The sequence below is a fragment of the Streptomyces sp. NPDC001401 genome (assembly GCF_042895385.1).
Lineage (GTDB): Bacteria > Actinomycetota > Actinomycetes > Streptomycetales > Streptomycetaceae > Streptomyces.
The window spans coordinates 178,790-202,827 of record NZ_JBIAWI010000021.1 but is presented as its reverse complement, the minus strand read 5'-3'; the positions used below and the strand labels follow the sequence as shown (position 1 = coordinate 202,827).

21 protein-coding genes, 1 rRNA gene and 1 riboswitch are annotated in these 24,038 nt (G+C 69.2%); of the genes, 14 read left to right on the top strand and 8 right to left on the bottom strand.

Translation table 11 applies throughout. From position 1 onward, the window contains the following. The 11 genes from rrf to ACFY10_RS46015 all read left to right on the top strand — a co-directional run. A 5S ribosomal RNA gene (rrf, locus tag ACFY10_RS46065) occupies positions 1-95 on the top strand; the annotation flags it as partial. A 108-nt stretch (positions 96-203) separates the two neighbouring features. Continuing rightward, the gene (locus ACFY10_RS46060; protein WP_390671356.1) at positions 204-812 is read left to right on the top strand and encodes a CDP-alcohol phosphatidyltransferase family protein; all 609 of its coding nucleotides are present in this window, start codon (positions 204-206) and stop codon (positions 810-812) included. 114 nt (positions 813-926) lie between these two features. After that, a complete protein-coding gene (locus ACFY10_RS46055) occupies positions 927-3,422 on the top strand; it encodes a sugar phosphate nucleotidyltransferase (RefSeq protein WP_390671355.1) in 2,496 nt (831 codons plus the stop codon). A 107-nt stretch (positions 3,423-3,529) separates the two neighbouring features. Next, positions 3,530-4,435 carry a DUF881 domain-containing protein gene (locus tag ACFY10_RS46050; protein WP_390671354.1) on the top strand — a complete coding sequence of 302 codons (906 nt, stop codon included), beginning with the start codon at positions 3,530-3,532 and terminating at the stop codon, positions 4,433-4,435. Beyond that, the gene (locus ACFY10_RS46045; protein ID WP_003988855.1) at positions 4,432-4,764 is read left to right on the top strand and encodes a small basic family protein; all 333 of its coding nucleotides are present in this window, start codon (positions 4,432-4,434) and stop codon (positions 4,762-4,764) included. The genes ACFY10_RS46050 and ACFY10_RS46045 overlap by 4 nt, the downstream gene beginning before the upstream one ends. A 5-nt stretch (positions 4,765-4,769) precedes the next feature. Further along, positions 4,770-5,603: a DUF881 domain-containing protein gene (locus ACFY10_RS46040; RefSeq protein ID WP_390671353.1), complete on the top strand. Its 834-nt coding sequence runs from the start codon at positions 4,770-4,772 to the stop codon at positions 5,601-5,603. A 61-nt stretch (positions 5,604-5,664) separates the two neighbouring features. Further along, positions 5,665-6,570: an FHA domain-containing protein gene (locus ACFY10_RS46035; protein ID WP_123963781.1), complete on the top strand. Its 906-nt coding sequence runs from the start codon at positions 5,665-5,667 to the stop codon at positions 6,568-6,570. 44 nt (positions 6,571-6,614) lie between these two features. Further along, complete coding sequence (locus tag ACFY10_RS46030; RefSeq protein ID WP_390671352.1) at positions 6,615-7,352, top strand: MerR family transcriptional regulator; 738 nt, start codon at positions 6,615-6,617, stop codon at positions 7,350-7,352. 85 nt (positions 7,353-7,437) lie between these two features. Next, entirely contained in the window at positions 7,438-7,911 is a 474-nt protein-coding gene (locus tag ACFY10_RS46025) for a bifunctional nuclease family protein (RefSeq protein ID WP_004002801.1), read from the top strand. A 260-nt stretch (positions 7,912-8,171) separates the two neighbouring features. Beyond that, the gene (locus ACFY10_RS46020) at positions 8,172-8,816 is read left to right on the top strand and encodes a MerR family transcriptional regulator (RefSeq protein ID WP_390671351.1); all 645 of its coding nucleotides are present in this window, start codon (positions 8,172-8,174) and stop codon (positions 8,814-8,816) included. Between the two features lie 70 nt (positions 8,817-8,886). Next, positions 8,887-10,251 (top strand): DNA polymerase IV, encoded by a 1,365-nt coding sequence (locus ACFY10_RS46015; RefSeq protein ID WP_390671350.1) that lies wholly within the window; start codon positions 8,887-8,889, stop codon positions 10,249-10,251. A 51-nt stretch (positions 10,252-10,302) separates the two neighbouring features. Here ACFY10_RS46015 and ACFY10_RS46010 read toward each other — a convergent pair whose 3' ends face one another. Further along, positions 10,303-10,680: a PRC-barrel domain-containing protein gene (locus tag ACFY10_RS46010; RefSeq protein WP_390671349.1), complete on the bottom strand. Its 378-nt coding sequence runs from the start codon at positions 10,678-10,680 to the stop codon at positions 10,303-10,305. Between the two features lie 113 nt (positions 10,681-10,793). After that, positions 10,794-10,889: riboswitch (glycine riboswitch) on the top strand. A 176-nt stretch (positions 10,890-11,065) separates the two neighbouring features. Here ACFY10_RS46010 and gcvP point away from each other — a divergent pair. Continuing rightward, a complete protein-coding gene (gene gcvP, locus ACFY10_RS46005) occupies positions 11,066-13,951 on the top strand; it encodes an aminomethyl-transferring glycine dehydrogenase (protein ID WP_390671348.1) in 2,886 nt (961 codons plus the stop codon). A 56-nt stretch (positions 13,952-14,007) separates the two neighbouring features. Here the strand turns inward: gcvP and ACFY10_RS46000 are convergent, their stop codons facing one another. The 5 genes from ACFY10_RS46000 to ACFY10_RS45980 all read right to left on the bottom strand — a co-directional run bounded on the left by ACFY10_RS46000 (position 14,008) and on the right by ACFY10_RS45980 (position 17,925). Then, complete coding sequence (locus tag ACFY10_RS46000; RefSeq protein WP_390671347.1) at positions 14,008-14,427, bottom strand: molybdopterin-binding protein; 420 nt, start codon at positions 14,425-14,427, stop codon at positions 14,008-14,010. Between the two features lie 27 nt (positions 14,428-14,454). After that, positions 14,455-15,651, bottom strand: coding sequence for an ABC transporter ATP-binding protein (locus ACFY10_RS45995; protein WP_390671346.1), 1,197 nt, complete (start codon positions 15,649-15,651; stop codon positions 14,455-14,457). A 25-nt stretch (positions 15,652-15,676) separates the two neighbouring features. Next, positions 15,677-16,534, bottom strand: a complete 858-nt coding sequence (gene modB, locus ACFY10_RS45990; RefSeq protein ID WP_390671345.1) for a molybdate ABC transporter permease subunit — start codon at positions 16,532-16,534, stop codon at positions 15,677-15,679. Further along, positions 16,531-17,358: a molybdate ABC transporter substrate-binding protein gene (gene modA / locus ACFY10_RS45985; RefSeq protein ID WP_390671344.1), complete on the bottom strand. Its 828-nt coding sequence runs from the start codon at positions 17,356-17,358 to the stop codon at positions 16,531-16,533. Before modA ends, modB begins: the two co-directional genes overlap by 4 nt. Before the next feature lie 171 nt (positions 17,359-17,529). Next, positions 17,530-17,925 (bottom strand): molybdopterin-binding protein, encoded by a 396-nt coding sequence (locus ACFY10_RS45980; protein ID WP_232655408.1) that lies wholly within the window; start codon positions 17,923-17,925, stop codon positions 17,530-17,532. Between the two features lie 80 nt (positions 17,926-18,005). Between ACFY10_RS45980 and ACFY10_RS45975 the strand changes: the two genes are divergently transcribed. Then, the gene (locus ACFY10_RS45975; RefSeq protein WP_390671343.1) at positions 18,006-18,635 is read left to right on the top strand and encodes a DUF1707 domain-containing protein; all 630 of its coding nucleotides are present in this window, start codon (positions 18,006-18,008) and stop codon (positions 18,633-18,635) included. Here ACFY10_RS45975 and ACFY10_RS45970 read toward each other — a convergent pair. Further along, the gene (locus ACFY10_RS45970) at positions 18,613-19,131 is read right to left on the bottom strand and encodes a hypothetical protein (RefSeq protein WP_390671342.1); all 519 of its coding nucleotides are present in this window, start codon (positions 19,129-19,131) and stop codon (positions 18,613-18,615) included. The genes ACFY10_RS45975 and ACFY10_RS45970 overlap by 23 nt on opposite strands. Positions 19,132-19,418: 287 nt before the next feature. Further along, positions 19,419-21,368 (bottom strand): amino acid transporter, encoded by a 1,950-nt coding sequence (locus tag ACFY10_RS45965; RefSeq protein ID WP_390671341.1) that lies wholly within the window; start codon positions 21,366-21,368, stop codon positions 19,419-19,421. 1,234 nt (positions 21,369-22,602) lie between these two features. Between ACFY10_RS45965 and ACFY10_RS45960 the strand changes: the two genes are divergently transcribed. Then, complete coding sequence (locus tag ACFY10_RS45960; RefSeq protein ID WP_390671340.1) at positions 22,603-24,015, top strand: hypothetical protein; 1,413 nt, start codon at positions 22,603-22,605, stop codon at positions 24,013-24,015. The last annotated feature ends 23 nt before the right edge of the window (positions 24,016-24,038 follow it).

Sequence of the window (24,038 nt, the reverse complement as noted above, 5' to 3'; positions counted from 1 at the left end):
AAACGCCCGGTTACATTCCGAACCCGGAAGCTAAGCCTTACAGCGCCGATGGTACTGCAGGGGGGACCCTGTGGGAGAGTAGGACGCCGCCGAACTCCTTTTAGAGCTCTGGCTCTTGGGCAACAGCCCAAGAGCCAGAGCTTTTTTGCGTTGAGGTAAGGTCAGGGGGCATCGTTGGCACGTTTCCCACAGGAGGCTCCCGGGTGGAGGTCCAGGAGACCCGCGTCCAGACGGACCGGGTCCTCACCATCCCCAACATCCTCAGCATGGCGCGTCTCGTCGGCGTGCCGGTCTTCCTGTGGTTGATCCTCAGGCCTGAGTTCGGAGGCCCGAAGAGTGACGGGTGGGCGCTGCTGGTGTTGGCTCTGAGTGGGGTCAGTGACTACCTGGACGGCAAGCTCGCGCGGCGTTGGAACCAGATCAGCAGCCTCGGCCGGCTGCTCGATCCCGCGGCCGACCGGCTCTACATTCTCTCGACTTTGGTCGGCCTCACCTGGCGCGAGATTCTGCCAATCTGGTTGACCGCTGTACTTCTTGCGCGCGAGCTCGTCCTGCTGGTGATGGTGGGCATCCTCCGCCGGCACGGCTATCCGCCGCCACAGGTGAACTTCCTGGGGAAGGCGGCCACCTTCAACCTGATGTACGCCTTCCCGTTGCTCCTGCTCAGTGACGGAACTGGATGGATCTCGTCACTCGCTGCTATTTTCGGATGGGCGTTCGCTGGGTGGGGTACAACGCTCTACTGGTGGGCAGGAGTCCTCTACGTGGTACAAGTCCGCCGCCTGGTCCGTGCGGACGCCATGGCCGATTGAACTCGCCGATTGCTGCAGCCGTAGCGGCTCGATGGCCCTCGGCGGAAAAGTGCGGGACAATCTGACGGGTGAAGTCGGCTAGACCGTCGTCTCTTTGAGGAGGACGCTTCCGACATGAAGGCCGTCGTGATGGCCGGAGGCGAAGGCACACGCCTTCGTCCCATGACCTCAAGCATGCCCAAGCCGCTCCTGCCCGTGGTGAACCGCCCGATCATGGAGCATGTGCTACGGCTGCTCAAAAGGCATGGGCTGAACGAGACCGTCGTAACTGTCCAGTTCCTGGCCTCATTGGTCAAGAACTACTTCGGTGACGGCGAAGAGCTCGGAATGGAGCTCTCCTATGCCAACGAGGAGAAGCCACTCGGTACCGCCGGAAGCGTCAAGAACGCCGAAGAGGCGTTGAAGGACGATGCTTTCCTCGTTATCTCCGGTGATGCCCTGACCGACTTCGACCTCACCGAGCTGATCAATTTCCACAAGGAAAAGGGTGCGCTCGTCACTGTTTGCCTGACGCGTGTGCCGAATCCTCTGGAATTTGGTATCACGATCGTCGACGAAGAGGGAAAGGTCGAGCGCTTCCTCGAGAAGCCCACTTGGGGACAGGTCTTCTCCGACACCGTGAACACGGGCATCTATGTGATGGAGCCCGAAGTCTTCGACTATGTCGAGCCCGATGTGCCCGTGGACTGGTCCGGGGACGTCTTCCCGCAGCTGATGAAGGAAGGCAAGCCGATCTACGGCTATGTCGCGGAAGGGTACTGGGAGGACGTCGGCACACACGAGAGCTATGTGAAGGCGCAGGCCGACGTCCTGGAGGGCAAGGTTGACGTCGAGATCGACGGCTTCGAGATTTCCCCGGGTGTGTGGGTGGCCGAGGGTGCCGAGGTGCATCCCGACGCCGTGCTGCGCGGCCCGCTGTACATCGGCGACTACGCCAAGGTCGAAGCCGGTGCCGAAATTCGTGAGCACACCGTCGTTGGCTCGAACGTCGTTGTGAAGAGCGGTGCGTTTCTGCACAAGGCCGTTGTGCACGACAACGTGTACGTGGGGCAGCACAGCAATCTGCGTGGCTGCGTCGTCGGAAAGAACACCGACATCATGCGTGCCGCTCGGATCGAGGACGGCGCGGTCATCGGCGACGAGTGTCTCATCGGTGAAGAATCGATCGTTCAGGGCAATGTGCGGGTCTACCCGTTCAAGACCATCGAGGCCGGTGCCTTCGTCAACACCTCGGTCATCTGGGAGTCCAGGGGCCAGGCGCATCTGTTCGGCGCTCGTGGGGTGTCCGGCATCCTGAACGTGGAGATCACGCCCGAGCTCGCCGTGCGCCTGGCCGGTGCCTACGCGACGACTCTGAAGAAGGGCTCCACCGTCACCACGGCCCGCGACCACTCCCGTGGCGCCCGTGCGCTGAAGCGGGCGGTCATTTCTGCTCTGCAGGCCAGCGCCATTGACGTACGGGACCTGGAGAACGTACCGCTGCCCGTTGCCCGGCAGCAGACCGCGCGGGGCAGTGCCGGCGGGATCATGATCCGGACCACGCCCGGGGTGCCGGACTCCGTGGACATCATGTTCTTCGACGGGAACGGTGCCGATCTGTCGCAGGGCAGCCAGCGGAAGCTGGACCGGGTGTTCGCGCGGCAGGAGTACCGGCGTGCGTTCCCCGGGGAGATCGGAGACCTGTACTTTCCTGCCAGCGTTTTCGACTCGTACACCGGGTCGTTGTTGCGCAACGTCGACACGACCGGGATCACCGAGTCCGGACTGAAGGTCGTCGTCGACGCGTCGAACGGCAGTGCCGGGCTTGTCCTGCCCAGCCTGCTGGGCAAGCTCGGTGTGGACTCGCTGACCATCAATCCCGGGCTCGACGAGTCACGGCCCACCGAGTCTGCCGATGTGCGGCGGTCGGGGCTGGTGCGGCTCGGCGAGATCGTGGCGTCGTCGCGGGCCGCCTTCGGAGTGCGGTTCGACCCGGTCGGCGAGCGGTTGTCGCTGGTCGACGAGAAGGGGCGGATCGTCGAGGACGACCGGGCGTTGCTGGTCATGCTCGATCTGGTGGCCGCGGAGCGGCGCAGTGGGCGGGTGGCGCTGCCGGTGACCACGACGAGGATTGCCGAGCAGGTTGCGGCCTACCACGGGACGCAGGTGGAGTGGACGACGACCTCGCCCGACGACCTGACGAGGGTCGGAGGCGACGACTCGACCATCTTCGGAGGTGACGGCAAGGGCGGCTTCATCATCCCGGAGTTCAGCAGCGTCTTCGACGGTACGGCGGCCTTCGTGCGGTTGATCGGGCTGGTGGCGCGGACGCAGCTCACGCTCAGCCAGATCGACGCCCGGATTCCGCGGGCACACGTCCTCAAGCGGGATCTTGCGACTCCCTGGGCCGTCAAGGGCCTTGTGATGCGGCGAGTGGTCGAGGCGGCCGGAGACCGCTTCGTGGACACCACGGACGGTGTGCGCGTGGTGGAGACCGACGGGCGCTGGGTGATGGTGCTGCCCGACCCGGCCGAGGCGGTGACCCACCTGTGGGCGGAGGGGCCGGACGACGCCTCCGCCCAGGCCCTGCTCGACGAGTGGTCGGCGGTCGTGGACAGCGCCGGCCGCTGAAAAGCGCAGCACGCGCGCGTGTCGGACAGGTGTCCCCAAGGGGGCCTGTCCGGCACGCCGGTGGGGCCATTCGGAGGTAGTGGTCGCGACATGCGACGATGTGCGGCATGCCGCAGCAGCCCCCCGTTCGGAGCACACCTACGCGCCCCTCGCGCCCGGACGCTTCCATGTCGCTGCTCACCAACGTCATGGACCACAGCCTCGACGACGGCTACGCCGAGGCGGCCGCCAGGAAGAAGGCCGCGGGCGACGGCGGTCTGCCGAAGACCCTCCAGGCCAAGCTGGGCCTGGCCGCCGGGCTGGTGCTTGCGGCTCTCGTGGTGACCGTCGGAGCGGCACAGGCGCGGGTGGCGGCTCCCGTGGTCGCCAAGGAGCGGCAGGAACTGATCGACCGCATCGACCGGGAGACCACGGCGGCGGACAAGCTGGAGGGTTCCGTCGACAAGCTGCGCGACGACGTGAGCGCGCGCCAGCGCCAGGCCCTCAAGAAGAGCGGCAGTGGAGATCAGTCGGAGCTGGTGGGGATTCTGTCCGGCGCCGTCGAAGTGCACGGTCCCGGCGTGAAACTGGTCGTGAACGATGCCAAGGAAGCCACCAGCGGCGGAAACGGCAACCCCCGCGAGACCTCGGACTTCTCCGACACCGGTCGAGTGCGGGACCGCGACATGCAGCGCGTGATCAACGGGCTGTGGGAGTCGGGGGCCGAGGCTGTTTCGATCAATGGCCAGCGGCTGACGGCGCTTTCGGCGATCAGGGCCGCGGGTGACGCGATACTGGTCGACAATAAGCCACTGGTTCCCCCCTATACGGTGCTGGCCGTGGGGAACGGCAAGCAGCTGAGCACCAGGTTCCAGAACAGCGCCGACGGGCTGTATCTGCACGCCCTGCAGCAGACCTACGGCATCCGCACCAGCATCTCCGTGGAAGGCGGCCTCCGGCTGCCGGCCGCACCGAGTGTGATCGTACGTACAGCACAGCCGAAGACCGAGAAGACTGGAAAGGGCACATCGTGATCGCCGTACTGGGCCTCGTCGTGGGAGTCGTGGCCGGCCTGTTGGTCCGACCCGAGGTTCCGGCGGTCGTCGAGCCTTATCTGCCGATCGCCGTCGTCGCGGCGCTCGACGCCGTCTTCGGTGGTCTGCGGGCCATGCTCGACGGGATCTTCGACGACAAGGTCTTCGTGGTGTCGTTCCTGTCCAATGTGGTCGTGGCGGCGCTGATCGTGTTCCTGGGCGACAAGTTGGGTGTGGGTGCCCAGCTGTCCACCGGTGTGGTCGTGGTGCTCGGAATCCGTATCTTCTCCAACGCCGCGGCCATTCGCCGGCATGTGTTCCGGGCGTGAGGCCGATGAGCGACAAGGAAGAGACGCCGGAGAACAGGCTGCGCAAGGAACTTCCGGAGGAGGTTCCCGCGACGGAGCCCGACGTGACGGAGGCTCCCGAGGAGAAGCAGCCCACTCTGACCGGGCGGCAGCGCCTGGTGAAGGGCCTCTGGCCGCCTCGTGTCACCCGCGCCCAACTCATCGTCGCCGTCCTGCTGTTCGGCCTCGGCTTCGGGCTGGCCGTCCAGGTCGCCTCGAACAGCAACAGCGACAGCGCCCTGCGCGGCGCCCGTCAGGAAGATCTCGTTCGCATCCTGGATGAACTCGACGACCGTACGCAGCGTCTTGAGGACGAGAAGCAGGGACTGGAAAAGCAGCGCGACGAGCTGGAGAACAGCTCCGACCAGGCCGAGGAGGCCCGCAAGCAGACGGTCGAGAAGGAGAAGCAACTCGGCATTCTGGCGGGCACGGTGGCCGCGCAGGGGCCCGGCATCACGATGACGATCGAGGACACGAAGGGAACGGTCCAGGCGGACATGCTGCTCGACGCGATCCAGGAGCTGCGTGCGGCCGGGGCGGAGGCGATCCAGGTGAACGACGTGCGCGTCGTTGCCAACACCTACCTCACCGACTCCGGCAAGAGCGTGAGCGTCGACGGGAACAAGATCAACGCTCCCTTTCGTTTCAAGGTCATCGGCAAGCCGGCGGACCTCGAACCGGCGCTCAACATCCCTGGAGGCGTGGTGCAGACTCTGGAGAAGGAGCAGGCCACGGTTACCGTCGAGCGGTCGAACAAGATCGTCGTGGACGCCTTGCGAGCGGCGAAGCGGCCTGACTACGCTCGGTCGTCCTCCCAGTGAACCGGGGGTGCATGGGGGACGTCCGGCGGGGGCATGAGGTTGCGGGGGGTCGGCGCACCGAATGGGTGGTGCGTGGTGGAAACTGTCTGGTGGATACGGACGTTGTGAGGATGTCCGGGTCGGCCGGTGTATGCAATCAGGGTTCGTCCTGCCCCACGGGCGGGTCTGTTTCGGTCAAGGGGAATCGCCCGTGAAGTTGTTTGCGAAGTTGTTCGGCAAGAGCGCGCGAGAGGGTAGCGACAACGCGACCGCTCGTCATCGCGCACAGCCCGATGCAGAGGGCCAGCGCCCGCTGTTCCGGGACCAGGTCCCTGGTCCGGGTGGTGACATTCCCGGAGGTCAGGGCGCGCCGTCTGTTGACCCTGCGCAGTCCGGCGGCATAGGTTTCGGGCAACCGTCAACCTCAAGTACGGGTGGAGGGTTTTCCCCTATGTCGGCCCTGGTGTGTACGAGGTGCGGTAACCGCAACGCGGAGAACAGCCGCTTCTGCTCCAACTGCGGCGCGCCGCTGCGGGCCGGCGGCGCGGCCGAGCGGCCTTCCGAGACGACGTCCACGATCTCGATTTCCGGCATCGAGGCCTACGACGCCGAGGTCACCGGTCAGACGCAGATGCCGGCGCTCTCTCCCGAGGCGCAGGCGGCCGTCGACGCGCTGCCGCTGGGCTCCGCGCTCCTGGTCGTGCGCCGCGGGCCGAACTCGGGCAGCCGCTTCCTGCTGGACGGCGACCTGACCACGGCCGGACGTCATCCGCAGAGTGACATCTTCCTGGACGACGTGACGGTCTCGCGCCGGCATGTGGAGTTCCGCCGTGGTGCGGACGGCTCGTTCACGGTGGCCGACGTGGGCAGTCTGAACGGCACGTACGTCAACCGCGAGCGGATCGACCAGGTCGCTCTGAACAACGGTGACGAGGTGCAGATCGGAAAGTACCGGCTGGTCTTCTACGCGAGCCAGCGGGGCTACTGACCCTTCCCCCAGACCCCGTCCGGGGGGACGCCAAGGGAATGTCCATGCTTCGAACACCGAGCGGCGGTGCCGGGCACGGCACCGCCGCCACGGACAGCGGTCTGATGAGCATCGGCACGGTGCTGAACGTGCTGCGTGATGAGTTCCCCGAAGTCACCATCTCCAAGATCCGTTTCCTGGAGTCGGAAGGGCTCATCGAGCCGCAGCGCACCCCCTCGGGGTATCGCAAGTTCAGCGCGGACGACGTCGAGCGCCTCGGCCACGTGCTGAGAATGCAGCGGGACCACTATCTGCCCCTCAAGGTGATCCGCGAGCATCTGGACGCCATGGAGCGCGGTGAGGCAGTCCCGCTGCCCGTCGTGGGGCGTCAGCGGGACGGCGAGGCACTTCTGGAAGCGCCCGAGGGGCCCACCGCGGCCCGGATCGGGCGGGCCGAGCTGCTTGCGGCCGCCGGGATCGGTGAGCAGGAGCTCGAGGAGTGGGAGTCGTACGGCCTGGTCGCGCCGCTGCCGGACGGGGCGTACGACGCGGAGACGGTGACCGTGGCGTCGCTCGTCGTGGAGCTCGGGCGGTTCGGGATCGAACCGCGGCACCTGAGGGCCATGAAGGCCGCCGCCGACCGTGAGGCCGGGCTCGTGGACCAGGTGGTGGCCCCGTTGAAGCGCCACCGCAATCCGCAGACCAGGGCGCATGCCCAGGCGCGTACGAAGGAGCTGGCGGCGCTCACGGTGAAGCTGCACGCCGCCCTCGTGCAGACCGCGCTCGGCGTGCGGCTGCCCTGAGTCCGGCGCGTCCGCGGAGGCCGGATCGGCCTCCCGTTCTCTGCTCGACTACCCAAACGTCCCGGGCAGGTCCTAGGGTTGCTGTGTGAACGAGCTCGATGTCGTAGGTGTCCGGGTCGAAATGCCCTCCAACCAACCGATCGTGCTCCTGCGTGAAGTGGGAGGCGACCGTTACCTCCCCATCTGGATCGGGCCGGGGGAGGCGACTGCCATTGCCTTCGCCCAGCAGGGCATGGCCCCCGCACGACCGCTGACCCACGACCTGTTCAAGGACGTGCTGGAGGCCGTCGGTCAGGAGCTCACCGAAGTGCGCATCACGGATCTGCGTGAGGGCGTCTTCTACGCGGAGCTGGTCTTCGCCAGTGGAGTCGAAGTCAGTGCCCGTCCGTCCGACGCCATAGCGCTGGCCCTGCGCACCGGAACGCCGATCTACGGCAGCGACGGCGTGCTCGACGACGCAGGCATCGCGATTCCGGATGAGCAGGAGGACGAGGTGGAGAAGTTCCGCGAGTTCCTCGACCAGATCTCGCCGGAGGACTTCGGGACAAGCAGTCAGTGAGGCGTGACCGGCCCGGTGGAGTCAGGCTCCGCGGCGGGCCGGAACGCGGCCGGTCACGGCTCAAATGCCGGCAATTGCCAACGGCGAGTGAGAGCGTCCTGCGGCCCCCTCCGAGCGCATTCGGCTAGCCTTTCCCCGCGGTTGGGTGCGGGAAACCACTCTTAGGGTGATTATCACTCGGCGTGCCGAGTGTGGCGATCGTTGACGCACCCCTGGTGACTGCCTACCGTCGAGAAGGCAGGTCAAGGACGGAGGTCGGCGTGAGAAACAGCGGCGACGGTACGGCTGGGGGTGCCCCCGGACGCAGTCTCGGGGAGAGCGGTCCGTACCCGCTTCACGGCAGCGCGGCCGATCACGCTCCGCAGCGACCGGCGGCCGTGCCGAGCAGCGGAGGGGCGACGTCCATGGCGTCCGAGCAGATCGGCTACCGCGGCCCGACGGCCTGCGCGGCCGCAGGCATCACCTATCGGCAACTGGACTACTGGGCCCGCACCGGGCTCGTGGAGCCGAGCGTGCGGCCCGCCTATGGGTCGGGCACTCAGCGTCTGTACAGCTTCCGGGACGTCGTCGTCCTGAAGATCGTCAAGCGGTTCCTGGACACCGGTGTGTCGCTGCAGAACATCCGCACTGCGGTGGTGCACCTGCGTGAGCGTGGCTTCCGGGACCTGGAGCGCATGACGCTGATGAGCGACGGCGCCACGGTCTACGAGTGCACGTCGCCCGACGAGGTCCACGCGCTGCTCCAGGGCGGCCAGGGGATCTTCGGGATCGCCGTCGGTGTGGTGTGGCGGGACGTCGACAGCGCCCTCTCGCAGCTGCACGGCGAGCGGATCGACACCGGGGAGACCCTGGTCGGGCACAACCCGGCGGACGAGCTGGCGCGGCGGCGGAACCGGGCGGTCTGATCGCTTCTCCCGCGCCGTCGTCGGTGGTCGTACGGGGGCATTGTCAGTGGCGTAGGGCAGCATCGGAGATGTGAGAAACGCGCCCACGATCCTGCATCTCGACATGGATGCCTTCTACGCCTCGGCGGAGCAGGCATCCAAGCCGAGTCTGCGCGGGAAGGCCGTGATCGTGGGCGGGCTCGGGCCGCGCGGGGTGGTCGCCACCGCTTCGTACGAGGCGCGGGTCTTCGGGGTGCGGTCGGCGATGCCGATGGCGCAGGCGCGACGGCTGGCACCGAACGCCGCGTATCTGGTGCCGCGCTTCGGGTTCTACCGGGCGATCAGCGAGCAGGTCATGGAGCTGCTGCACTCGCTGTCGCCGCTGGTGGAGCCGCTGAGCCTGGATGAAGCCTTCGTGGACCTGGAGGCCGCGGACACGGCCTGGGACGCCGCATCGGCGCGGCTGGTGGGAGAGAAACTGCGCGCCGACATACGGGCCGGCACGGGGCTCACCGGGTCCGTGGGTCTCGCCGCGTCCAAGATGGTCGCGAAGATCGCCTCGGAGGAGGCCAAGCCGGACGGGCTGGTGCTGATCGAGCCCGGGACCGAGCGCGCGCTGCTCGGGCCGATGTCGGTGCGGACGCTGCCGGGGGTGGGACCGGCGACGGGGGACCATCTGCGGCGGGCCGGGATCACCACGGTCGACGAGATCGCCGAGGCCGGTGAGGACGAGCTCGTCCGGCTGCTGGGCAAGGCCCATGGGCACGCGTTGTACGCCATGGCGCTGGCGCACGACGACCGGCCCGTGGTGGCCGAGCGGGAGGCCAAGTCGGTGTCGGTCGAGGACACGTACGACGTGGACATTCATGACCGGGTGAGAGTGGGCCTGGAAGTGCAGCGGCTGGCCGACCGGTGTGTACGGCGGCTGCGGGGTGCGGGGCTGTCGGGGCGGACCATCGTGCTGAAGGTGCGGCGCTACGACTTCTCGACGCTGACTCGATCCGAGACGCTGCGGGGGCCCACGGACGATCCGGCGGTGGTGCGGGAGGCTGCCGCCCGGCTGCTGGATTCGGTGGACACGACGGGGGGTGTGCGGCTGCTGGGGGTCGGGGTGAGCGGGCTGGCCGACTACACGCAGGAGGATCTGTTCGCGCAGGCTGCGGGGGAAGGGGCGGAACATTCGGCGGACGAGGCGGACGAGGAGCCCGTCGAGGAGCAGCAGGTCGTGATCGAGCGGCGGTGGCCCGCGGGGCACGATGTGCGGCATGCCGAGTTCGGGCACGGGTGGGTGCAGGGGAGTGGGCTCGGGCGGGTGACCGTGCGGTTCGAGACGCCGGGGTCGGAGCCGGGGCGGGTGCGGACGTTTCGGACTGACGATCCTCAGCTCGAGCCGGCGGATCCGTTGCCGTTGGTGGAGGGCAGACCCGAGGTTTCCGTGGACGGGATCGGTGCCTGACCGGGGACGGCGCCGATCCGCACGGGGGCTGGGTGCGGTGTGATGGGTGGGCTAGGCGTCCGCGTCCTCCGTTCCCGCGAGCTTGCCGAAGTCGCGATCCGGGAAGGGGGGAGGGGCGGCGATGTCGAGGCCGTAGTGGTGGTAGAGCTGGAGCTCCTGTTCGGGGGAGAGGTGGCGGCCGACGCCGAAGTCGGGGGCGTCCTTGATGAGGGACCGGTCGAAGGGGACGTGGAGGGTGCCCTCGATCAGTTCGCTGGGCTCCAGGGGGACGAAGGCGTCCCGGGAGAACAGGCCGGTGCGTATGGCCGCCCACTCGGGCACGCCGGTCGCGTCGTCGAGGTAGACCTCGTCGATGGTGCCGAGCTTGGTGCCGTTGCGGTCGAACGCCTTGCGGCCGATCAGGTTGCGCGGATCGATGTCGGTCAGCACGGGCCCTCCACTTGGTCGCAACTCATCCGTAAGCACTACAAAAGAGCACATTGGAGATGGCGGCCACTCGAAGGATCGGATGTTGCGCTCGCTGGTAGGCTGACAGCGGCTGCTGACCCCGTGCGGGAGAGTCCTCCAGACATCATCGGAGGCGCCGAAGGAGCAAATCCTCCCCGGAATCTCTCAGGCCCACGTACCGCGCGGACGAGGTCACTCTGGAAAGCAGGGCGGGTGTCGACGGCTTCCGCTCTCACCGACGGTGAAAGCCGGGCACCCTCGGGTGACCCGGTGAAGCTCTCAGGTTGAGATGACAGAGGGGGAGGCCGTCCGGGCACCCGCGCCGTGGTGCCCCTCGAAGGTCGTGTCAGACCAGGAGGCCTCCGCAATGACCGCCCATCGCATTCCGCTCTCCGAGCTCGAACAGGGAATCCCGTTCGAGCAGCGCCATATCGGGCCTGATCACGAGGCGCGGGCCAAGATGCTCGCCCATGTCGGATACGGCTCGCTGGACGAGCTCACCGCCGCTGCGGTGCCGGATGTGATCAAGAACGCAGCTGCGCTGGAGCTTCCGGGCGCGCGCACGGAGGCCGAGGTGCTGGCCGAGCTGCGGTCGCTCGCCGACCGCAACCAGGTGCTCGATTCCATGATCGGGCTCGGGTACTACGGGACCTTCACTCCGCCCGTCATCCTCCGCAATGTGATGGAGAATCCCGCCTGGTACACGGCCTACACGCCGTACCAGCCCGAGATCTCGCAGGGGCGGCTCGAGGCCCTGCTCAATTTCCAGACCATGGTCGCCGACCTGACCGGGCTGCCCACCTCGGGTGCCTCGCTGCTCGACGAGGGCACCGCCGCCGCCGAGGCGATGGCGCTGTCCCGGCGCATGGGCAAGAACAAGAAGGGCCTGTTCCTGGTCGACGCGGACGTGCTGCCGCAGACCATCGCCGTGATAGAGACCCGTGCCGAGCCGACGGGTGTGGAGGTCGTGGTCGCCGACCTGAGCGACGGCATTCCGGCCGACGTCGCCGGGCGTGAGATCAACGGCGTGCTCGTCCAGTACCCCGGCGCCTCCGGTGTCGTACGCGACCTCAAGCCGGTCATCGACCAGGCGCACGAGCTCGGTGCGCTCGTCACCGTCGCCGCCGACCTTCTCGCGCTGACGCTGCTGAAGTCGCCGGGGGAGCTCGGTGCGGACATCGCGGTCGGGACCACCCAGCGGTTCGGTGTGCCCATGGGCTTCGGCGGACCGCACGCGGGCTACATGGCCGTACAGGAGAAGTTCGCGCGCAGCCTGCCCGGGCGGCTCGTGGGTGTGTCCGTGGATGCGGACGGGCACAAGGCGTACCGGCTCGCCCTGCAGACGCGCGAGCAGCACATCCGGCGGGAGAAGGCCACCAGCAATATCTGCACCGCGCAGGTGCTGCTTGCCGTCATGGCCGGGATGTACGCGGTGTACCACGGGCCGGAGGGCTTGAAGGGCATCGCGCAGCGCACCCACCGGTATGCCACCGTCCTTGCCGCGGGGCTCGAGGCCGGTGGTGTCGAGGTCGTGCACGGCTCCTACTTCGACACGGTCACCGTGCGGGTGCCGGGCCGCGCCGCCGAGGTGGTGGCCGCCGCGCGTGAGAACGGCGTCAACCTTCACCTCGTCGACGCCGACCATGTGTCGATCGCCTGCGACGAGACCACCGCGCGGGCCCAACTGGGCGCCGTGTGGACCGCGTTCGGGGTCGAGGGCGACATCGAGGCGCTGGACGCGGCGACCGAGGACTCCCTTCCCGCCGGTCTGCTGCGCTCCGACGACTACCTGACCCACCCGGTCTTCCGGCAGCACCGCTCCGAGACGGCGATGCTGCGCTACCTGCGCAGGCTCGCCGACCGCGACTACGCGCTCGACCGGGGCATGATCCCGCTGGGCTCCTGCACCATGAAGCTCAACGCGACCACGGAGATGGAGCCGGTCACCTGGCCCGAGTTCGGGCAGCTGCACCCCTTCGCGCCCGCCGAGCAGGCGCAGGGCTATCTGACGCTCATCCGTGAGCTGGAGGAGCGGCTCGCCGAGGTCACCGGGTACGACAAGGTGTCCCTGCAGCCCAACGCCGGATCGCAGGGGGAGCTGGCCGGGCTGCTCGCCGTACGCGGATATCACCGGGCGAACGGGGACGAGCAGCGGACCGTGTGTCTGATTCCGTCGTCCGCGCACGGTACGAACGCCGCGAGCGCCGTGATGGCCGGGATGAAGGTCGTCGTCGTGAAGACCGCCGAGGACGGCGAGATCGACGTCGAGGACCTGCGGGCGAAGATCGAGCAGTACCGCGACGAGCTGGCGGTGCTGATGATCACGTACCCCTCGACGCACGGTGTGTTCGAGGAGCATGTCGCCGACATCTGCGCGCAGGTGCATGAGGCCGGCGGGCAGGTGTACCTCGACGGCGCCAACCTCAACGCCCTTGTGGGGCTTGCCAAGCCGGGCCACTTCGGCGGCGACGTCTCGCACCTCAACCTGCACAAGACCTTCTGCATCCCGCACGGCGGCGGTGGCCCGGGCGTCGGTCCGGTCGGCGTGCGCGCGCACCTGGCGCCGTATCTGCCGAACCACCCGATGCAGCCGGCCGCTGGTCCGGAGACCGGTGTCGGGCCGATCTCGGCCGCGCCCTGGGGTTCCGCGGGCATCCTGCCGATCTCGTGGGCGTACGTCCGGCTCATGGGTGGCGAGGGGCTGAAGCGGGCCACGCAGGTGGCTGTGCTGAGCGCCAACTACATCGCCAAGCGGCTGGAGCCGCACTACCCCGTGCTCTACACCGGTCCGGGCGGGCTGGTCGCGCACGAGTGCATCATCGATCTTCGGCCGCTGACCAAGGCGACCGGCGTGAGCGTCGACGACGTCGCCAAGCGGCTGATCGACTACGGCTTCCACGCGCCGACGATGTCGTTCCCGGTGGCCGGCACGCTGATGATCGAGCCGACCGAGTCCGAGGACCTGATCGAGCTGGACCGTTTCTGCGAGGCGATGATCGCCATCCGTGCGGAGATCGAGAAGGTCGGCGCGGGCGAGTGGCCTGCGGAGGACAATCCGCTGCGGGGGGCGCCGCACACCGCCGCCGCGCTGGGCGCTGAGTGGGAGCACGCTTACTCGCGCGAGGAGGCCGTGTTCCCGGCCGGGGTGTCGGCCGCCGACAAGTACTGGCCGCCGGTGCGGCGGATCGACCAGGCCTTCGGCGACCGCAACCTGGTCTGCTCGTGCCCGCCGATGGACGCATACGAGGACTGAGGGGACTGAGGCAGCAGTTGTGGATGAGGGCCCCGCTTCGGCGGGGCCCTTTCCCGTTACGCCGTCGCGAGTGAGATCTCCGTCGATTTGATCAGGGCTACGACGGGTGTGCCGGCGGTCAGGGCGAGGTCCGTGACGGCGTCCTTGGTGATCGCGGAGGTCAGTTCGCCTCCGTCGACGGCGACCTTCACGGAGGCCATTGCGCCGCCGGTGGCCACGTCGGTGACCGTGCCGGGCAGCTGGTTGCGGATGGACAGGCCCTCGATCGGGGCGGTGGCCAGGGACACCTCCGTCGACTTCACCAGGGCGCGAACGGCGGTGCCCGAGGCGAGGCCGAGGTCCTCGACCGACTCCAGGGTGATCGCCGCGGTGATGTCCTGGCCGCCGGTCAGGCGGACCTTGACGGTGGCCATCACCTCGCCGGGGGTGACGGCGGTGACCGTGCCGGGGATCTGGTTGCGAATGCTCAGCGTCATGGGCATCAACTTACGGCTGTTTGAGTCTCATGCCGGGTATGCGTGCGTCTGCGTCGCCTTGACCGTTGCCCAGACCGTGGCGCCCGGGTGCAGGTCGAGTTCGGCCGCGGCGACCGTGGTGAGGTCGGCGGCCAGGGGGAGTTCGCCCGTGAGGTCGGCGCGGATCTGGTCGCCGTGGGTCTCCAGGCCGGCCACCTCGCAGCGCCAGTGGTTGCGGGCGCTGGAGCCGGTGGGCGGGTCGCGGAAGAGGGTGACCGCGCTCGGCGGGAACGCCACGAAGGCCGGGCCGGAGAGGATCTCCGTGGTGGTGATGGCGGGGCCTGCGTCGAGGCGGACGGTGTGGCCGTCGGCCCGGCCCTTGTAGAGGTTGAGGCCGACCAGCTGGGCGATGTAGTCCGTACGGGGGTGGCGGGCGATGTCGGAGGGGGTGCCGTCCTGGACGACGCGGCCGTCCTCGATGACCACCAGGCGGTCGGCCAGCACCATGGCGTCCAGCGGGTCGTGCGTGACGAGGACCGCGACAGCCTCGAACTCGGCCAGGTGGCGGCTGAGTTGGGCCCGTACGTCGAGGCGGGTACGGGCGTCGAGGGCGGCGAGCGGTTCGTCGAGGAGCAGGAGGCGGGGGTTGGTCGCCAGGGCGCGGGCCAGGGCGACGCGCTGGGACTGGCCGCCGGAGAGGCGGCGGGGTTTGGCGGTGGCGTGTTCGGTGAGGCCCATGCGGTGCAGCCACTCGGCGGCCACGGCTCGGGACTCGGCCTTGGTGGCGCCCTGGCAGCGGGGGCCGAAGGCCACGTTGTCCAGGGCGGTGAGGTGGGGGAAGAGCAGGTAGTCCTGGAAGACGACGCCGACGGGGCGGGACTCGGGGGGCGTACGGTCCAACTCGGCGCCGTCCAGGCGGAGGTGGCCGGCGGTGAGTCGGACGAGGCCGGCGAGGGCGCGCAGGGCGGTTGTCTTGCCGGCGCCGTTGGGGCCCAGGAGGGCTACTACGTCGCCGGGGGCGGCGGTGAGGGTGATGTCCAGGCGGAAGGTACCGCGCTCCACGACCAGGCGGGTGTCGAGGCCTTCGGTGCGGGATTCGTTCCGGTGCGGGTGCGTGGTGGGCGCCCGGCCTTCGGCCGGGTTTGTGTTCCCACCCGCACCGCCCGTACCACTTTCGTGGTTGGGTGCGAGTGGCCCCTGTGGGGGCTGGGCGCCGTCGGCGGCTGTGCGGTGTGTGTTCGTCATCGGATCGGCCTCCGCCGCGGGCTCGTCATGACGTCGTCATCCAGCGGTCCCGCAGCCCCGCCAGCACCGCGATCGACACCGCCAGCAGGACCAGGCTGAGGGCGATGGCCGCCTCCGGGTTGTTCTGCAGGGCCAGGTACACGGCCAGCGGCATCGTCTGGGTGCGGCCCGGGAAGTTGCCGGCGAACGTGATCGTCGCGCCGAACTCGCCGAGCGCCCGTGCCCAGGCCAGTACGGCGCCGGCCGCGACGCCCGGTGCGATCAGGGGCAGGGTGACCCGGCGGAACGCGGTGAAGCGCGAGGCCCCCAGGGTTGCGGCCGCCTCCTCGTAGCGTGGGTCGGCGGCACGCAGGGTGCCCTCCACGCTGATGACGAGGAACGGCATGGCGACGAAGGTCTCCGCGACGACGACCCCGGTGGTGGTGAAGGGGAGCGTGATGCCGAACCAGGAGTCCAGCCACTGGCCGACCACGCCGTTGCGACCGAGGGCGAGCAGCAGGGCCACGCCGCCGACCACGGGGGGCAGCACGAGCGGCAGGGTCACCAGGGCGCGTACGAAGCCGCGTCCGGGGAAGTCCGCGCGGGCCAGCAGCCAGGCCAGCGGGACGCCGATCACCAGGCTCACCGCGGTCGCCGCTGTGGCGCACACCAACGACAGCCGGAGGGCCTGCCACACCTCGGCGCTGGTCAGCTGGTCGGGCAGGGTGCTCCAGGGGGCCCGCAGGAGAAGGGCGATCAGCGGCAGCAGCAGGAACGCCAGGCCGATCAGCGCGGGCAGCAGCAGGGGCAGCGGGACTCCGCGGCCGCCCGTGCGGACACGCCCGCGCCGCGGGCCGCCCTGGAGGGTGTCGGCCGCGGCGTCGGACGTGTCGGTCGAGGTCACGGCTTGAGGAACCCGGCCTCGGACAGGACCTTCTGGCCCTCGGCGGACTGCACGAGCGCGATGAACGCCTTGGCGGCCTCGGGGTTCTTCGCGTTCTTGAGCAGGGTGATCGGGTAGGCGTTGATGGCGCTGGTGGACTCGGGGAACTCCACGCCCTGCACCTTGCTGCCCGCCGCCTTCACATCCGTCTTGTAGACGACCGCGGCGTCCGCCTCCTTCAGCACCACCTTGTTCAGGGCGGACTTGACGTCCTCCTCGTAGGAGACCGGGGTGAGCTTCAGCTTGCTGGCGTCCAGCGCCTTCTGGGCGGCGGCGCCGCACGGCACCGTCTTGTCGCACAGGACGACCTTCAGCGAGGACTTGGTGAGGTCCTTCAGGGAGGAGACCTTGTCGGGGTTGCCCGGCAGGGTCGCGATCTCCAGCTGGTTGCGGACGAAGGTGGCCGGTTCGGAGGCGTTGTCCTTCTTGTCCGTCACGATCTTCATCGTCTTCGGGCTGGCGGATGCGAAGACGTCGGCGGGGGCGCCGCCGGTGATGCCGGCGGCGAGGCTGTCACTGCCGCCGAAGCTGAAGGTGACCTTCGTGCCGGGGTGGGCCTTCTCGAACTCCTTGCCCAGGGTCGTGAAGCTCTCCTGGAGCGAGGCGGCGGCGAACACGGTCACGGTGCCGGACAGCTTCGGCGACGAGGACGCCGACGCGGAAGTGCCCGCCTTGGCGGACGAGGAGTCGTCGGAGGAGGAACAGGCGCTCAGGGCCAGCAGCGCTGCGGCTCCTGCACCGGCCACCTGCAGGGTCCGGCGGGTCCGGCGCGCGGAACGGGTCATCACGGTGCACTCCCTCTGACTGACTTCTACGGGGAAGAGGCCGCAGGTCTCTTCCGATGCGCAGATCATACTGGCGCATATGCGAGGTGTAAGTCTCCTGTCGCATCGCATGAGCTGGGGTGAAGGGCGACTGGGGCCGCATGTGCGTTCGTACGGGAGGGGCGGCGTGGGTCAGGTGCGGTCGATGTGTACGTTGGTCGACTTCACGCGGGCGGTGGCCTCCATGCCGACCTCGAGGCCGAGCTCCTCGACGGCCTCGCGGGTCAGCAGTGAGACCAGGCGGTGCGGGCCGGCCTGGATCTCGACCTGGGCCGCCACGTCGCCGAGTTTGATCGCGGTGACGATGCCGGGGAAGGCGTTGCGGACCGACGTGTAGGAGGTCTCCTCCTCGGCGCTGCCCGCCTTGGCGAGTTCGACGGAGAAGGCGGCCAGGTCCCGGCCCTCGATGAGCCGCCGTCCGCCCTCGTCGCGATGGGTCGCCACCCGGCCGGCGTCCGCCCAGCGGCGTGCGGTGTCGGGGCTCACGCCGAGCAGCCGCGCTGCCTGGCCGATTGTGTAGCTCTGCATGCGGTCACGATAGGGCCGGGAACGGGCCCTGGTGGACGTGGGGTTGAGCGTTGGGTATAACGCGATATAGCGTTAGTCGGGTGACGGGGATTCGGGGTGTGGGTATGTCGGCCGATCTTTCACGTAGTGGCGGGGCGTCGCTCGACCTGAGGGCCTCACATGCGGACCGGGACCGGGTCGTGGATGTGCTGCGCATCGCGGCCGGGGACGGCCGGCTGACCGCGGAGGAGCTGGACGAGCGCCTCGAGGCGGCCCTGTCCGCCCGCACGATGGGGGAGCTCGCCGTACTGACGACGGACCTGCCGGCGGTGGCCGACGGGGTCACGGCCGAGGTGAAGGACGTCGACCGCATCGATCAGAGGGGCGGTTCGGCCCGGCGCGGTGACCAGTGGGTGGTGCCGCGGCGGCTGGAGGTTGCGTCCGAGTGGGGCGACGTGACGCTCGACTTCACCGACGCGGTGATCACACACGACACCCTGCACATCGACCTCGACATGCGCGGCGGAGTGCTACGGCTGGTGACGCGGCCGGGCGTCGTGGTCGACACCGACTCGCTGGTGACCAACTACGCCAAGATCAAGGCACGTCCGGCCGGTGGCCAGGACATGCCCGTGATGCTGCGTGTGGTGCTCGACGGATGCAAGAGCTTCGGCCGGGTGGTCGTACGACCGCAACGGCGCGGGCTCGTCAGGAAAGACCCGAGGCCCTGAGCACCGCCTGCGCGGTCTCGTCGTCGATGCGGTGGCCGAGCGCTCGCAGTAGGTCAGTGCCCTGGCGCAGCGTGCCGCGCTCCAGCGAGCGGCGCATGCCGGTGTCCAGTTCGTGCCACACCAGCGGGTCGGCGACCAGGACGCGGGGGTCGAGTTCCAGGCGGTGGCCGTCGGCATCGCGCAGGACGAGGTGCGAGGAGGCGCCGCTGAACTGGGCCACGGCGACCAGGGCGTCCGTACGGACCATGCGCCGGCGGGTCGGACCACGTACCGCAAGCCAGCCCGGGCCCGCCGTGACCCGGGGCGGGAGCAGGACGGCGAAGACGGCCGCCGACAGCGTGATCCACAGCAGGGCACGCAGCGGGGTCAGGGTCTCCGCGTCCCAGTCGACCAGCATCGTCATGGCGGAGAAGACGAGGGCGCAGCACGCGGCCAGGCGGGCACTGCCACGCCAGTGGCGGTCTCCGGCCGGGTTCGGCGGTCTGCTCCGTCGCATGAGGCGAAGGTAGGTCGCCGCGGCTGGTCGGGCGCGGTCGCTGACGGTGCTCTGACGCCGGGGGGCCGGATCTTGACGGGATCCTTACGCGGGGCTGTGTCTGCCGACGATCGCCTGCGGCGGCGTCGTCGTGGCTGGTCGTGCCCACGCGGCGGAGCCGCAGATCGATGCTGCCCCGCGCCCCTTCAGGGCGCTGCCGAGCCGGATGGCGATACGGTCCCGCTCCCCTCGAAGAGCCTCAGCCGCATAGCGACACAGTTCCGCCCCCTCCAGGGCGCGGCCGAAGCTCAGCCCGTGTGGACGCGTGGTCTGCGGGCCCGGTCCGGTTCTGCCTCGCGTAGGACCTCTCGGGTGACGGGGGCGACCTCGCCCTGGCCGAAGAGGAAGAAGCGCAGGAAGTTGGCGAAGGGGTTGCCCTCGGTCCACTCGAAGTAGATGTGCGGGGTGCACTTGGTGGAGTCGCGGACGTGGAGGAGGAGGGCGGCCAGGGCGTTCGGGATGGAGGAGGACTCCAGGGTGAGGACCCGGTAGCGGTTGTGGAGGACCTCGCCGCGGACCGTCAGGCCCGCCTCGAACTCGGAGGGGTCGACGACCGTGACCTCGACGAAGACGAAGTCCTCGCCGGGGATGTCGTTGTCGTTCCGGATCTGCTCGATCTTGTCGCGGTACTCGGCCTTGTCCCGCTGGTCCGGCTCGTTGGCGATGAAGCGGATCTTGCGGCTGGACATGTCCCGGATGAAACGTTCCGCCATGTCGTCCAGCTCGACGTGTGTGACGCGCAGCTCGAAGGCGCGGGCCAGCCGGGACAGCAGGGAGACCAGGATGATGCCGGCGATGAAGCAGGCGCCGATCTTGACGCCGTCGGGGCGCTCGATGACGTTGGCGACGGTGACGTAGAGGAGGACGGCCGAGACGGCGGCGAAGCCGATGGTCCAGTTCCGCTGCTGGGCGCGACGGGCTGCGATGGTCACCGCGATGGCCGCGGAGGACATCAGGACCAGGACGCCGGTGGCGTAGGCGCCGCCCTGGGCGTCGACGTCGGCGTCGAAGATCCAGGTGACCAGGAAGCCGACCAGGGTGAACACGATCACCATGGGGCGCACGGCGCGGGCCCAGTGCGGGGCCATGCCGTAGCGGGGCAGATAGCGGGGCATCAGGTTGAGCAGGCCTGCCATGGCGGAGGCGCCGGCGAACCACAGGATGGCGATGGTCGAGATGTCGTAGACCGTGCCGAAGGCGTTGCCCAGGTACTCGTGCGAGAGATAGGCGAGGGCGCGTCCGTTGGCCTGGCCGCCGGACTTGAACTCCTTCGCTGGGATCAGCACGGTGGTGATGAAGCTCGTCGCGATCAGGAACACGCTCATGATCAGGGCGGCGGCCGTGAGGAGCTTCTTCGTGTCGCGGATGCGGCCCTTCGGGCTCTCCTCCGTGTCGTCCGTGTCGCCCTGGACGTGCGGCATGACCGCGACGCCGGTCTCGAAGCCGGAGAGGCCGAGCGCGAGCTTGGGGAAGACCAGGAGGGAGACGCCGATCATGGCGAACACGTTGCCGTGCTCGGCGGTCAGGGCGCTGGTCCAGTCGGTGACCACGTGGCCCGCGGTGATCACGTGGTACATACCCACGACAACGACGACGACGTTGAGGCCGAGGTAGACCACCACCAGGGCGACCGCGACGCCGATCGCCTCCAGGAAGCCCTTGAGGAACACCGCGCCCAGCAGGGCGACGAGGATGAGCGTGATCAGCATCTGCTGGCCGTGCAGGGTGCTGTTCAGGTGCGGGTTCTCGACCAGGTGGGTCGAGGCGTCGGCCGCCGAGAGGGTGATGGTGATCAGGAAGTCGGTGGCCGCGAAGCCCAGCAGGGTCAGGACGAACAGCTTGCCCTTCCAGAAGGACAGCAGTCGCTCCAGCATCGCGATCGAGCCCTCGCCGTGCGGGCTCTCCTCGGCCACCCGCCGGTAGACCGGCAGCGCGCCCGCGAGCGTCACGATCACGAGGACGACGGTCGCCACCGGTGACAGGAGGCCGGCGGCCAGGGCCGCGATGCCCGGCTGGTAGCCGAGGGTGGAGAAGTAGTCCACGCCGGTCAGGCACATGACGCGGTACCAGCGCTGCCCCTTGTGTGCGGGCTCCGGCTCGGCCTGCGGCGCCTTCTGGACGCCCTTGCCCATGTCGGACAGGCCCTCCAGCATCCAGGACCGCAGTCGGCTGGGTGGGGGGTGTTCGGTCGTGGCCATCGGCGTGCTCCTGATGTGCGGCTCAGCGTGTGGGTTCCGGCCATCACGCGGACGGCGGCACCAGCGTAAGCGGAGAGTGACGTGCGGGCCTACGGATCAAGGGGCTGTGCGCGTCAAGCTTCCGTTAAGACGCGCCGTGTCGGTGTTGGCCGCACATCGACAATCGGGCGCCGGCTCCCGATTGACGTCGATTGCGCTGTATGGGGGAGGACGCCGGTGGCCAGGGGCGGATACCCGGCGTCATGCCGTACGACGTCTGCCGGTCACCTCGCTGACGTGGCCGTGCGCACCGTGGGGAGGTGGGGACGGGCGGGATCGTGGCGGGCCTGCGGTCGGCACACCTGTGGATGAGGGCCTCGGTCGTCAATGCTTCGCGGAGGGCAGATGGGTGGGCGAGCGGGAGACTTGTTGTTCCCCGTCGCCCGCCCCCCTGCGCATGCGGACGGTGACAACGCTGCGTCTGGCGCCGGCCGGCCTTGCTGTCGTGGTTGGCGTTCTTCTTGCGGCGGGCCTTCTGAGGGTGACGAGCAGGGCGACCAGGACGGCCGTCGATCGGGCCGCGTTCGCGTGGCTTCAGGGCAGTGGCGGGGACAGCCTCGGTGCGGGCGCTGCGCAGGTCGGTGCCCCGCGCCGGTCGAGCAGCCGCAGGGCGGCCTCTGCGAGACGACGGGGCGTCGGCCCCGGGAGCCGTGCGGTGCCGGGGGGCACCGCACGGTGGCGCACAGGCGCCGGGGACAGGGAGGACGGGACGCCGTGCGCCGGTTGCGGTCGGCGGACCGGAACCAGGCCGCCGACCGGAACGGGTGGACGGGTGTTCCGGTGCCCTCGGATCACGGACATCCCCGGCGGCTTCGGCGGCCGACAGAAAATCCAACGTGAACTGAGTCCCAACCGCCTTGCTCAGCGCGGAATTTGCGGTTCTCATACGGACCCATCACGACCGCCGTCAAGGTCCCGTCAAACCCGCCCGAGAAGGCGTCAGGAGAACGTCAACGCCACTCATGGGTGGCCGGATCCGGTCGCAGACTGAGCGGCACGGGGGACGGGTGACCGTCCGTGGCGTGGCAGGGGAGGGACCGTGGCGATCACGGCCGGAACTTCGCGGAGACCTCAGTCGGAGGCTGCAACGCGGCCACGGCAACAGGCGGCCGTCCCGCCCGGGGGCAGCCCCGGTCCGCGGCCGCGAGGGGGGTCGCGGACGGGTGCCCCGGGGCAGGGCCTCCGGAAACGGGCCGTGGCCGCGCGGGCTGCTCTGCGCCGTCGCTACTGGGCCACCGTGCCCGCGCGACTGCGCCTCCTGCGCGCGGCCACGGTCCTGCTCGCCACCGCCCTGGCCGCGCTGCTGTTCGCCGCAGGCCTCGCCGCCACCGGCACCTGGGACAGCGTGGCCGGACGCGACGCGCCCCGCACCACCAGCGCCGCCGACCTCGACCTCGCCCTCAACGACATGGACGCCCAGGCCGCCAACACCCTGCTGTCCAGCGGAAACGCGGGCAAAGGGCGCCTGCAGACCCCGTATGAGAAGGCGGCCGGCTTCTACGGCGACGCACGGCGCGAGATCGGACACGACCTGCGCACCCTCTCCGTCGCCGCCCAGGGGAACCGCACCGACGAGAAGACCGTGGAGTCCCTCACCGACAACTTCGCGGAGTACCAGGAACTCATCGGCCGCGCCCTGGAGAACGACGGCCGGGTCGGCGGCAAGCCGGCCGCGCTTGCCGACTACCGCCGGGCGACGGATCTGCTGAAGAGTCAACTCCTGCCGGATTCACGGAAGTTGGTGGACTCCAACGACGAAGCGTTCAACGGCGAGTACCGCGCTGCCCGCTCCATGCTCTCCGGTCGGCTCGCCGCCGTCCTCGCGCTCGGGCTGCTGCTGCTCGCCGTGCTCGGCGTTCTGCAGTGGTACCTGGCGCGCACCTTCCGGCGGATCCTCAACCCCGGCGTGCTCGCCGCCACCGTCTGTACGCTGCTCACGGTGATCCTCGGCTCGCAGCTGCTCTCCGCCACGTCCGGGCACCTGCGCGGCGCCCGCCGCGACGCCTTCGACTCCGTCGTCGCCCTCTCCCGCGCCCGCGCCATCGCCTACGACGCAAACGCCGACGAGAGCCGCTACCTCCTGGACCCCCGGCGCCGCGAGCAGTACGCGCGGTCGTACCTCGCCAAGTCCCAGGAGCTGTACGGGATCGAGGGCGCGACCCTGACGTCGTACGACTCCCGACTCGCCACCACCTGGCAGGCGTACCGGGCCGACCGCCACGACCTGCGGTTCACCGGCGAGTTCCGGCGGGAGCTGGACAACATCACCTTCCCCGGGGAGCGGGCGGCCGCGGAGAAGACGGTCGACGCGTACGCCGTCTACCAGAACGACGACCGGAAGATCCGCACGCTGATCGCGTCCGGCCGGGAGCGCGAGGCCGTCGCGTTCTGCATCAGCTGGGAGCCGGGGATGTCCAACGAGCACTTCGGGGCCTGGATGAGCGCCCTGGACCGGGTGACCGACATCAACCGCGCCCACTTCGCATCCTCGGTGCGGGACGGTCGCTCGGTGGTGAGCGGTCTGCTGCCGTGGACGGTCGGTCTGCTGCTCGCCGCGATGGCGCTCACCGCACTGGGGCTGCGGCCGCGATTGGCGGAGTTCCGCTGACCCGCAGACGAGCAACCGCCTGC